At 34.1% G+C, this 12,296-nt stretch carries 13 protein-coding genes; 7 read left to right on the top strand and 6 right to left on the bottom strand.

Annotated features, from left to right (window positions below; genetic code table 11):
- Positions 1-78: 78 nt before the first annotated feature.
- Positions 79-825: a tRNA1(Val) (adenine(37)-N6)-methyltransferase gene (locus tag GQ590_RS02890; RefSeq protein ID WP_160406422.1), complete on the bottom strand. Its 747-nt coding sequence runs from the start codon at positions 823-825 to the stop codon at positions 79-81.
- Positions 818-1,486 carry a deoxyribonuclease V gene (gene nfi, locus GQ590_RS02885; RefSeq protein WP_160406421.1) on the bottom strand — a complete coding sequence of 223 codons (669 nt, stop codon included), beginning with the start codon at positions 1,484-1,486 and terminating at the stop codon, positions 818-820. Before nfi ends, GQ590_RS02890 begins: the two co-directional genes overlap by 8 nt.
- A 54-nt stretch (positions 1,487-1,540) precedes the next feature.
- Here nfi and GQ590_RS02880 point away from each other — a divergent pair, with 54 nt between their 5' ends.
- A complete protein-coding gene (locus GQ590_RS02880; protein ID WP_160406420.1) occupies positions 1,541-2,122 on the top strand; it encodes a YigZ family protein in 582 nt (193 codons plus the stop codon).
- 1,005 nt (positions 2,123-3,127) lie between these two features.
- On the opposite strand, the gene fucO is transcribed toward GQ590_RS02880, so the two are convergent.
- From fucO to GQ590_RS02865, 3 genes are read right to left on the bottom strand one after another with little or no spacing between them, the layout of a single operon-like run.
- Complete coding sequence (gene fucO / locus GQ590_RS02875; RefSeq protein WP_160406419.1) at positions 3,128-4,279, bottom strand: lactaldehyde reductase; 1,152 nt, start codon at positions 4,277-4,279, stop codon at positions 3,128-3,130.
- A 4-nt stretch (positions 4,280-4,283) separates the two neighbouring features.
- Positions 4,284-5,252, bottom strand: coding sequence for a 2-keto-3-deoxygluconate transporter (kdgT, locus tag GQ590_RS02870; protein WP_160406418.1), 969 nt, complete (start codon positions 5,250-5,252; stop codon positions 4,284-4,286).
- A gap of 18 nt (positions 5,253-5,270) precedes the next feature.
- Positions 5,271-6,161: a dihydrodipicolinate synthase family protein gene (locus tag GQ590_RS02865; RefSeq protein ID WP_160406417.1), complete on the bottom strand. Its 891-nt coding sequence runs from the start codon at positions 6,159-6,161 to the stop codon at positions 5,271-5,273.
- Positions 6,162-6,381: 220 nt separating this feature from the next.
- Here GQ590_RS02865 and GQ590_RS12630 point away from each other — a divergent pair, with 220 nt between their 5' ends.
- A complete protein-coding gene (locus GQ590_RS12630; RefSeq protein ID WP_202112847.1) occupies positions 6,382-7,140 on the top strand; it encodes an IclR family transcriptional regulator in 759 nt (252 codons plus the stop codon).
- Between the two features lie 219 nt (positions 7,141-7,359).
- Here GQ590_RS12630 and GQ590_RS02855 read toward each other — a convergent pair whose 3' ends face one another.
- Positions 7,360-7,560 (bottom strand): hypothetical protein, encoded by a 201-nt coding sequence (locus tag GQ590_RS02855; RefSeq protein WP_160406416.1) that lies wholly within the window; start codon positions 7,558-7,560, stop codon positions 7,360-7,362.
- Between the two features lie 517 nt (positions 7,561-8,077).
- Here GQ590_RS02855 and sbcB point away from each other — a divergent pair.
- From sbcB to artP, 5 genes are all read left to right on the top strand, one after another.
- On the top strand, positions 8,078-9,511 hold the full coding sequence (gene sbcB, locus GQ590_RS02850) for an exodeoxyribonuclease I (protein ID WP_160406415.1): 1,434 nt from the start codon (positions 8,078-8,080) through the stop codon (positions 9,509-9,511).
- Positions 9,512-9,608: 97 nt separating this feature from the next.
- The gene (locus GQ590_RS02845) at positions 9,609-10,064 is read left to right on the top strand and encodes a CidA/LrgA family protein (RefSeq protein ID WP_160406414.1); all 456 of its coding nucleotides are present in this window, start codon (positions 9,609-9,611) and stop codon (positions 10,062-10,064) included.
- Complete coding sequence (locus GQ590_RS02840; RefSeq protein WP_160406413.1) at positions 10,061-10,750, top strand: CidB/LrgB family autolysis modulator; 690 nt, start codon at positions 10,061-10,063, stop codon at positions 10,748-10,750. Before GQ590_RS02845 ends, GQ590_RS02840 begins: the two co-directional genes overlap by 4 nt.
- A 1-nt stretch (position 10,751) precedes the next feature.
- Entirely contained in the window at positions 10,752-11,399 is a 648-nt protein-coding gene (locus GQ590_RS02835) for an ElyC/SanA/YdcF family protein (protein WP_160406412.1), read from the top strand.
- A gap of 165 nt (positions 11,400-11,564) precedes the next feature.
- Positions 11,565-12,293, top strand: a complete 729-nt coding sequence (gene artP / locus GQ590_RS02830) for an arginine ABC transporter ATP-binding protein ArtP (RefSeq protein WP_160406411.1) — start codon at positions 11,565-11,567, stop codon at positions 12,291-12,293.
- Positions 12,294-12,296 lie beyond the last annotated feature (3 nt).

Here is a 12,296-nt window from a genome sequence, read left to right as displayed (position 1 = left end):
TCTTTTATCAAGATTTATTACTTACTATTAAATAAGTTAGATTCACTATGAAATTAAAAATAAGTAAGCATCTAAGCGTTATTTTCGAAACAGATAAAAATCAGATAACAATCGTCTAAACTCTTGTGAATAACGCCCATCATCATCTCGCATACACAATTCCTGCGAATTAACCTTATTAGACTGAATTAATGAAAAAGCCATCAACGACAACGAAAAGCCTTTATCTGCACTATATCTAACATTCATCAATTGGTGTAAATATAACTGATTAGATTCACATAAAAACCTAAACTGATTGGATAAATGATAAGGTAAAACTAAACAAAATTGACCTGTAGGGTTTAATAAACGCTTAACCGTGTCAATAATCTGTTGAAAGTTTAAGCTTTCGGTATAACGTGCCAACTGTCTTTGCAAATTGCGACAATCAACGGCAGATTCAAAATAAGGGGGATTTGTTACAATTAAATCATAGCCTTCAACATGACTTGGCTCAAATTGATTAATATCGATATTAAATGCATTAATTGAAGCAAACCCAGCTTGCTGGCTATTTTGTTGACATTGTGCTACTGCCTGCATATCAATATCGATAGCATCAATTTGGCAGTTATCATGTTCTAACCGCTGAGCTAACATTAACGCAATTACGCCACAACCACAGCCAATATCGAGTATTTTTTGCGGAGCCGAATCAATCGGTACCCACGCCCCTAACAAACAACTATCGGTTGTCACTTTCATTGGACTTTTATCATGTGCCACAAAAAAACGTTTAAAGGTAAAGCCACCTTTTTTTAACGATAATGAATTATTATTCATGGATAAACTTCTTAAACAACGGTTTATTAGACGCAATTGCATCGGCCCAGCGAGTAGGCTCTGGCAAACGATAGCCTCGTAAACAAGCATTAACCCATTTTAAAGCACTATCTTGACTTATCCTATGCCCTGTCGAAACAAACAATGGATTGCAATTATCTTTACTACATAAAACCCAACCAACCTGTTCTTGCTTATCTTGTAAAGGTGTTACATTACCTGCTTGCTTAGGTAATATTTCGTATTGACCGCAAAGCCTTTTTTTAGCAACCCCAATTGTTGGCATATCTAACAACAAGCCTAAATGGCTTGCAATACCTAAACGCCTAGGATGTGCAACACCTTGCCCATCAACTAATAATAAATCAGGCTTTTGTTTTACCTGCTGCCAAGCGGCAAGTAATGCTGGGTATTCTCGAAAAGATAAATAACCAGGAATATAAGGAAACCCTGTCTCAACCCGAGCAATATGATACTCAACAACCTCGAAAGTTGGATACCGCAAAATGACGATTGCCGCTCGAGTAATCTTGCCATTATCTTCAAAACCAACATCGGTACCACCAATGTAATTTATTGACGAATTAAAGTCATCTGCACATTTAACCTGCTTGGCTAACGCCTGCTGTGTTTGCTTTAATTGTTGTAAATTGATAGACATTTTAAATCTGCTGAGTATTATTAAGCGCAATAAATTGATTTTACCAGAATTAACATGCCATATACATTAGCAAATCTAACCGAATTAACAGAAGAGATTAAAAAAAGTCGCTTTATTGTCAAGGCTGCGCCGATTACCACGGCCGATCAAGCAATGCAATTTATCGATCACGTTAGCGATCCCAACGCAACTCACAACTGTTGGGCATGGAAGATTGGTCAACAATATCGATTTAATGACGATGGCGAACCCACTAGTACAGCAGGTCGCCCTATTCTTTCCGCCATTGAAGGACAAGATTGCGATCAAGTTGTAGTAGTAGTAATACGTTATTTTGGAGGCATAAAACTCGGCACTGGTGGTTTAATTCGTGCCTATGGTGGATCAGCTAGTCACTGCTTACAACAAGCTGAACTTATTGAACTTATTGCTCGCATAACGCTACAATTTCACTGTTATTATAACGAATGGCCAATTATCGAAAACCGCCTAAAAGAGCTCGACGCCATTATTGAAAATCAAGAGTTTGATGCTGAAGGTGTAAAAGTAAACGTCGCTATCACAAAAGATAAATTACAACACCTACAAAAATCCATTAGAGACATTACACGTGGGCGAGTGATTATTGAGCTATAAATTAATGTTTAGTTTAAATAACAACAAAAAAGTGGTGAAATCACCTCTTTATCCCGACTGAACCTCGCCAAAATATTAGACAGTACCCACCTCTAATTTTATCGTTTTGGTAATATTGTTGTTCATATTGCTGCGGCGATATCTAGCCGTTGATTGAATTAGGGCGTATACGATTATAGTAGATTTGTCTCCTATGAGTTTTGTTTATATCATAGAAGCGACTTTTGTCCCACTTTTTGGCGAGGATCACCACAAAGAAGGAATGATTCCGACTGCAATAGCTTCTATTTCATGTGAGAAAAATTTATTATTTAAAAAATCACATTCTTCAGGTTGAACTTCAATGATAATCTAGGTATGAAGGATATTTTAATTGCTTAAAAGGTGATCTATTTAGCGATACAACAAGCATCTAAAAAAATGGACAATGCCGATTAAAAATGGGAAAAGCGCGATTACTCGATTTATGATAGAATTTGGTGACCGAGTTCACCGTCACTTTTAACGGATAAATAAACAAAATTTAGGATAGGATCTAACAAAAGGAAACTAATTTCAATAATTGGTAAAATGGTGTTAATTTTCTCAATCTCATCTTCAACTTTTTAGGTACGGTTTATTTTGCAGGTAACTCAAAAGCAATTTAAGATATTTATTCACTATATGGATTAATAAGTACTGAATAAGCCTGTTGATAACATTTTTAATGCAATGATTATTATTTGTTTTTTTGATAAGATTAAATATTAAATTACCATGAAATCCATTTTATTTTGACTAAAAAAGCAAGCTTTTTTTGACCTTTTTGAACTCCTTCGTCCGGTAGGTAAGCTAATATGTTTTATCAAAATAGCACACTGGAATAAATATTCAATTGAAGAGTAAACCAGATAGTAAAACATCTATCTACAAAAAGGCGATAGTCATAAGTACAGCAAATGGACTATCGCAATAGGCCAAGAATTTATTTTTATAAAATACAAATTATTAAATATTTATTAATAACTAATAAACATGGCGATATAACATTTCAATCTCTTTTTCATTAACCTCTCGTGGATTTCCGCCAGTGCAAACATCTTCAAATGCAGCTTTAGCAAGTTCATGAATATCTTGTTCTTTTACTCCAATATCACGCAACCTTTCAGGAATACCAACATTTTTATTGAGCTGTTTAACTGCTTCAACAACATGTTTACGAACCTCTTGTATTGGTTGATTTAAAACATCATTCAATCCCATTGCTTTGGCTATGTCACGATATTTCTCACCTGTTGATTCAGCATTAAATTCCATTATATGAGGTAATAAAACAGCATTAGCGACACCGTGAGGTGTTCCATAAAAAGCGCCTAAAGGATGAGCCATACCATGCACAAGTCCAAGACCAACATTAGAAAATCCCATTCCAGCAACATATTGCCCAAGAGCCATATCCTCTACCCCTTTGGGGTCACCTTTAACTGACGCACGTAATGCCCGATTAATGATTTCTATCGCTTTTAAATGCATCATATCCGATAGTTCCCATGCACCTTTAGTGATAAAACCTTCAATAGCATGAGTTAATGCATCAATACCTGTTGCAGCTTTTAAACTAGCAGGCATTGATGCCATCATTTCACTATCAATAATGGCAACAACAGGAATATCGTGTGGGTCGACACAAACAAATTTACGTTTGTTTTCTTCATCAGTAATAACATAGTTAATGGTAACTTCAGCTGCTGTGCCTGCTGTAGTTGGAATAGCAATAATTGGAACTGCTGGTTTTTCGGTATTAATTGCCCCTTCTAGACTACGCACATCGGCATGCTGTGGATTATTAATAATAATACCAATTGCTTTTGCTGTATCTTGTGGTGACCCTCCACCGATAGCAATTAAATAATCCGCACCTGATTGTTTAAAAATTTCTACGCCTTTTTTTACGATATTAATGGTTGGATTTGGAATCACTTCATCAAAAATATCATAACTCAAACCAAATTCATCTAATAAATTGGTGACTTTAGTGGCAACGTTAAATTGAATAAGATCTTTATCGGTAACGACAAGTGCCTTTTTAAAATGGCGCTTTTTTACCTCATCAATCAAATGATGAATTGAACCTGCACCAAAGTACGAAGTTTCATTTAATATCATACGATAAGCCATACTATTACTCCTTAATTTTAATATTTTTGGCAATATACTTACTAAATAAAGAGGTGATGATAGGAACCACAATCGAGGTTATTACGACTGATGCAGCAACAAGTGTTGTTGCCGCTGGTGCAGCCTCGGCAAAGGTTGGTGCAACTTCAGCCACTAAAAACGGTGTTGCAACAGCTGCACCAGCAGTACCCGATGCGGCAATTCCAGCAACTCCACGACCACCACCAATAAATATATCTGCCAAAATAAGTGGTATGCCTGAAACAACAATAACAAAAATAGCAACAAACACGCCTAATAATCCTGTTTTAAAAATAACAGCCAAATCAATGGTGTTACCTAATGCAAAAGCAAAAAAAGGAATTAGTGTTTTTGTTCCTACACTGAATAAACTTCTTAGGTCTTCATCTAAGTTTCCTAATATAAATCCAACAATAAAAGGAATTAATACCCCAACTAGATGTTCTGTTTGAAACGATGCAAAACCCGCAGAACCAAGGATGATCATGGTCATTAAAGGTCCAGATTCCATTGAGATTAATACTGACGCACCTGCTTCTTCTTTTGTGCCATATTCTTGCATCAACGACGCATATAAACCCGCGTTAGTCATATCTAGCGATGCAACAATCGCTAAAACGGATAATCCAGCAAAAAACCCCGTTTTGACTAAACCATTATCAGGCAATATTTGAGTAAAAATAAAGGCACATGCCCATGCTACTGCTAGCTTTGTCACAACTAATGTGCCTGATTTTTTCAATACTGTTCCAGTTGCACTGACATTGATTGATGCTCCCATGCAAAATAACCAAACCGCCAAAATAGGTACAACACCTGTAATAATACCATTAGTGAAAGAACCAAAATATTTAGCAGTCCCAGGAGCAAAAGTATGTAATAACGCACCTAAAAAAAGAGGTACTAACATCATGCCTCCTGGCACTTTGTCGATACATTGTTTAATTTTCATAAGTGAGCTCTCTTTTAATTAGCAATTAAAAAGTGTTTTTATTTTTGTAACTTGTTCATTATTTAGGCTTCCACCAAAATTTCGTGATATTGGTTCTAAATAATGTTGTTTTTGTTCAACTGCGACTTTAATAGTTGTTACAAAATCATCGCCAATGCTATAAATGTTAGATAATCGGCTAATTTCTTTATGTAACTGCATTAATTCATTAAAATCATTTTGTTTAAAAGCGGTCATTACATTAGCAAAAAGCTCAGGAACTACATTATTAAGACCAGACAAAACCCCTGCACCGCCGTTCATTAAATTTGGTACAAAATACTCATCAAAACCAGAAAATACCGCAAAGTCCTTACGAATTTTTTGCGCAGCTAAAACAATAGATCGGGTGTGCGATGCACAGTCAACCGTATCTTTAATGCCAATGAATTTTGGAAAATCAGTCATTAATCGAGTAACCAATTGAGAATCAACGTCACAACCTGTTCTAGCAGGGAAATTATAAATAAACCAATTGCCAGCAAATTTGGAGTCTAAATATTTATAGTATTCATATAGTTGATTTGATGTTTGTGCAAAATAGTAATGAGGTAATGCCATTACAGCGCCATAACCAGCATCAAATGCTGCATCAGCAAGTTTGACCATATCATCAATAACCGTAGTTGACACGTTAACAATCAAAGGTAAATCAGTAAATTGATGAGATTGTTTAATAATTTCTAAACGCTCATCAATAGTCATAGTGACAAACTCCCCTATAGTCCCCATAACTAAAATACCGTTTATTTTTGCATTAGTTAGCATTTTGTAGTGTTTTTCCATTGCCGCAAAATCGATTTTATTTTGGCTGTTAAATGGTGTGATAGCCGGGCAAATAGCCCCAAAGTAGGGATGAAAATGATTCATAATGACTCCTAATTAAATTTTACAACAAAATATTGAAATTAACTTCAATATATCGCTGCAAGCAAAGTGATTCAACTTAATTAAGACATAAATGAGTAACTATTTATTAAGAATGTGATGACGATCAAATATTAGGCAAAACGTTCAAAACAAAATTGCTGTTGTTGAAAATAAAAAAAATATTTATAATCACAATAGTTTCAACATATGAGCGTAATTTGTGACAACCGAAATAACAACGCAAGCCCCTGCCATAGATAAAGCAAACAGAATATTTCACTTTATTGCAAAACACGATGGTGCAACCTATACACAAATCTATCAAGGGTTATCGTTACCTCAAAGCTCAACATCGGCACTACTTGCTAGCTTAGTGACTAACGGATTATTACGACAAAACGAAGGAAAATATTTTTTAGGCCTTGTTTTTTATGAATTTGGGAATAAAGCAATCGAACAATTTAATATAAAAGATTTAGCCCTTGAACCACTTTCATTTTTACGGGATAAAACACAACTTGCCTGCCATTTAGGTGTATTAGACGGTAATTCAGCCATCTACTTAGCCAAAGTTGAAAGCCCTAGTGCCATTCAAGTCAAAAGCTGGTTAGGTCGCAAACTTTCTTTACACTGTTCTGCACTGGGTAAAGTGCTTTTAGCTTGGGAATCAGAACAACGCATTGATGACTTGTTCCCAAATGAAAATCTAACTATAAAAACACAAAATACTATCACCACAAAAACAGCGTACAAAAAAGAGCTACAAAAAATACGTCAACAAGGTTGGGCATTTGATAATGGTGAAGACTTTGACGAAGTCACCTGCTTAGCCGCCCCTGTTTATGATAAAAATGGCAAAGTCATTGCAGCCATTAGCATATCAGGGGTTCGATTCCAAATGCCAAATGAAAGAATAAGCGAATTTGTTCAATATTTGTTAGCTGCGACAAAAATGCTATCCGACAAAATTAAAAGCTAACAATCATGGTAATAAGCGGCTGAGTTAACAAACCACTTCCCCTTCAAAATGCCCATAACTTAACCTAATTATCCCTAGCTTATCGCCAAAACTACTACCTTGTGACACAATCACGCCGTCTAATAACAGTTGATTAAGCAAAGTTGATTCTTGCGCTACTGTGTTTACTGGTAAATGGGCATAAAAATGTAAACCGCCTAATGGGGCTTGATAGCTAATTTAATCACCAAAATAACTATTTAACCACAGCATCAACTGTTCGGCTTTGATTTGTAACGCTTGCCATAATTGTTGTTGATGACTTGCATGATGATGTTGCAAATACTCTTGAGCTAATAATTGTGGCAAAATGCTTAACCCAGAATAGATATGTTGTCGAATTTTGGCTAGGTTTTCGATAATATCCCGAGGTGCAACCATTCAGCCAACACGAATATTTCCCCCAATATATTTCGATAACGCCCCTAAATAGATAACTTGATTAGACTGTTCAAACTTTTTAATAGGCGATATGGGTAAATCACACTTAAAAGCTAAACTACTATAGGCATCATCTTCAACAATCCCTATGCAACGTGATCGACAAATAATGATGATAACACTCTCTTGTCATTCACCAAGTTTTTTTATTCAATCTGAAACAAAATTGAAATGCAATTGTTACTTTTTGTGATATTCTTACGCCCAACTATCACCATCGGTTAACTCAGGCAACCCTGTGCAAGGTTTATTTAATATTGATTTTGTATCACTTAACGCCATTTTATTTTCTACATTCTGTACACACATGAAAGTATAATTATGTACTCAATCTGTACATATTTGCAAGTGAACAACTAAAAAATGCTTAAATAGCTAAAAACAAAAATGAACAAAAATTTATTATATTTTATTGAATTTAAATAAATAAAAGAACAATTGCGAGCAAAGAAGCACAATGAAAAATAACCAAGAACAGCCAAGTTTTTACTTCCATGATTATGAAACCTTTGGGATTAACCCATCTTTAGATAGACCAGCTCAATTTGCCGGTGTTCGGACTGATGAAGATTTTAATATTATTGAAGAACCATTGGTTATTTATTGCTCACAAGCTCAAGATTACTTGCCAAATCCTGAAGCAGCATTAATTACAGGAATTACACCCCAAGAAGCAAATCAAAAAGGCCTGTGTGAAGCGGAATTTACTCGTTTAATCCATCAAGCATTTAGTGTGCCAAATACATGTATTTTAGGTTATAACAATATTCGCTTTGACGATGAAGTAACGCGAAATATTTTATATCGTAATTTTTATGATCCTTATGCCTATAGTTGGAAAAATGGAAATTCCAGATGGGATCTTCTTGATGTAGTTCGTGCTTGTTATGCACTTAGACCAGAAGGAATTAATTGGCCAATAAATGATGAAGGTCTGCCAAGCTTTCGTTTAGAACATTTATCAAAGGCAAATAACATTGAGCACGAACATGCGCATGATGCAATGTCAGATGTTTATGCAACTATTGCAATAGCCAAATTAATAAAAGAAAAACAACCTAAGCTTTTTAACTATTTTTTTACATTACGCAATAAAAATAAAGTTGCTGAACTTATTAATACCGTCAACATGACACCCATTATTCACATATCAGGTATGCTCGGTAACTATCGTGGCAATATGTCATTAGTTTGCCCCATTGCTTGGCATCCATTACAAAATAACGCAGTGATTGTTTGTGACCTAATGGGTGATATTGATTCAATTATTGACCTACCTGTAGAAAAAATTAAAGAAAAGCTCTATACCAAAACAGAAGATCTTGAGTTTAATGAATCACGAATTCCTTTAAAGTTAATTCATATTAATAAATGCCCCATTGTTGCTCCAATAAAAACATTATTATCAGAAAATAGCAAAAGGTTTAATATTGATGTAGATCTTTGTTTAATCAAGCAAAAAAAATTATTCCAACATCAAAAAATACTACAAAATAAAATGGCAGAATTATTTGCAATAAATGAAAATTATTCTACTCATCCTGATGTCGATACCCAAATATATAATGGATTTTTAAATAAACAAGATAGTTTACGTTGCGAAACAATTCGAACAACACCTGCTAATTTATTAGATACTTTATCATTAAAATTTGATGATTCTCGCTTAGCCCCTCTATTTTTCAGATACAAAGCTCGAAATTACCCACAAACACTAACAGAACAAGAACAAATAATCTGGCTAGATCATTGCCGTGACAAACTTAATACATTAAAAATACAAGATTATTTATTAACATTAGAACAACTTGCTGAAAACTATATTCAACACCCTCAAAAATTAGCAATAATTAAACAGCTTTATAACTATTGTCATTATTTAGTTGGATAATTAATTTTAGCAGGCGTATCATATAGACAAATATATTTCATCCTAACTATAGGGATAATCATCATAATTAAAGATTAAGATAATTAGCATTTATATTATGAAACATTTTTTAGCCAAGCACGCCACAATTAAACATCGACTATACTCTTTATACTATACTGCTTTTAGTTATGGTCGAGGCCTTCTTGTTTTAACTCTTTGTTTATGGATAGGTAATATAATCTCTAAATTATTACCAATAATAATTCCGGGTAGTATTATTGGATTGTTAATTTTATTTTTTTTACTGGCTTTTCAATTAATTCCCACTTGTTGGATAAAAAATAGTTGTAATCTTTTTATGCGCTACATGACATTACTTTTCGTTCCTGCAGCAATGGGCATTATGGATAATTATTCACTTTTATTACAAAATTGGGTGCCAATTATATTTGGCAGTGTTGGAGGTACCCTTATCGTACTACTTTTTACTGCTTTTTTAACAGAACATTTCCACAAAACAGTAACTCAAGATCCAATTGTATCACCCAAAAATGAGGATAATCAGCCATGATATGGATGCTACCATTAACGCTTTGTGTTTTTCTCATTGTTCGAAAAATATCATTTAAAATCAAAAATCCATTATTTAATCCTTTAGTGGTTACCGTCATTGTTTTAATCCCAATTTTACTAATAACCAAAACAAATTACACACAATATGTTGGTAATGTGCAAATCATTAATGATTTGTTACCTTATTCTGTTGTTGCTCTTGCCTACCCTTTATATGAACTTATTCCACAGATCAAAGCTAGATGGAAAACAATAATGATTATTACGTTAACAGCTTCACTTGCATCAATGATAACTGGGGTTTGTATTGTTTTTTGGCTAGGTGGAAACAACGAAATTGCCGCATCAGTGTTACCAAAATCAGTCACTACAGCTATTGCAGTAACCATTGCAAGTAACCAAGGTGGAGTACCATCAATAGCCGCATTATGTGTAATACTTGTTGGAACACTAGGTGGTATATTTGGGCATCAGATATTAAATTTGGTAAAAATAAAATCAGCTCCTGCAAGAGGATTATCCATTGGCGCGGTTTCGCATGCAGTCGGTACTGCTCGTTGTATTGAGATGGACTATAATGAAGGTGCATATAGTTCATTATCATTAGTTTTATGTGGTATCATAACGTCATTAACAGCTCCGTTTTTATTTCCAATAATGGTTTTTATTTTTAACTGGTTTTAGCATGAAATTTAAAAAAATTATTGCTTATATTGCTAGCTTCTGTTTTCTTTTAATGGCAGTAATTGTCAGTTTAGATTACTGGATCAGTTATAAAACGGCACCTTATATCTACCACGATGAAAATAAACTTCCCTATCGAGAGATTGGGGTTGTACTTGGTACATCTAAATATGTTCGTAATGGCGTTATTAATGGGTTTTACCAAAATCGTATTGATGGCGCTATCGAGCTTTATTTGCAAGGTAAAGTTAATTATCTTTTACTTAGTGGCGATAACGCTCTTTTGAGCTATAACGAACCCATTACCATGAAAAAAGATTTAGTAAAAGCAGGGATCCCTAATGATTCGATTGTTTTGGATTACGCTGGTTTTAGAACCCTTGATTCAGTTGTTCGAGCTAATAAGGTATTTGATGCGAATGATTTTACCATCATCACTCAAGAATTTCATTGTGAAAGAGCAATTTTCATCGCACTTGCTCAAGGAATACAAGCGCAATGTTTTGCTGTACCTTCCCCTAAAAGCATGAAGTTAGTTCGAATCCGCGAAATGTTTGCCCGAGTTAGTGCTTTTATTGATCTTTATATTCTTAAAAAAGAACCTAAATATCTTGGTCCTGTTATTCCAATCCTATCCAATACTCAATAGCCATTATTAATAATAAAGATTTTGTCAAAAAGCTTCAGAAAAACCATGTACTATGGTATAAGAACAAAATAAAAATGCGATAGTCTAATAAATTAGATTGCATTTTTATGCAAAAAAAAGTAATATTTAATCAATTTTAGCGTCATAAAAAATATCTAATTAACAATGAACATTGAATTAAACCATATTAACTGCTTTTATGGTGAGCATCAGGCATTAAATGATGTTTCACTTTGCTATCCATTGGGTGAAACCATTGTATTACTAGGTCAAAGTGGAGCTGGTAAAAGCTCTTTATTAAAAGTATTTAATTTACTTGAAATCCCAACATCAGGCAGCATGACTATAGCTAACGAACATTTTGATTTTTCAAAAAAAATCAATGAATCAACTGTTAGATTATTAAGAAAACATGTTGGCATGGTTTTTCAAAATTATAATTTGTGGCCACACTTAACAGTGCTAGAAAATTTGATCGAAGCACCTTGCCAAGTATTAAAATTATCAAAAAAAGAAGCAAGTGATAAAGCAATGGCTATATTAGAAAGACTGCAAATTAATGATATGGCTCATCGTTACCCTCTTCACCTTTCTGGTGGACAACAGCAACGTGTTGCAATAGCTAGAGCATTAATGATGGAGCCACAAATCTTATTATTTGATGAGCCAACAGCGGCATTAGATCCAGCTATCACTTCACAAGTTGCTGAAATTATTAATGAACTATCACAGACAGGTATTACTCAAATTATAGTTACTCATGAAGTCGATTTTGCTCGTAAAGTTGCTTCACAAGTAATTTATATGGAACAAGGTAAAATTATAGAGCAAGGTCAACTTGAATGTTTTGCTCATCCTAAAACTGAAGAATTTAAAGCTTACTTATCACATTAATTA

Source organism: Gilliamella sp. Lep-s35, from assembly GCF_009795845.1.
Classification (GTDB): domain Bacteria; phylum Pseudomonadota; class Gammaproteobacteria; order Enterobacterales; family Orbaceae; genus Gilliamella.
Note: the sequence above shows the minus strand (reverse complement) of the source record. Positions and strands in the feature narration are given on the sequence as shown.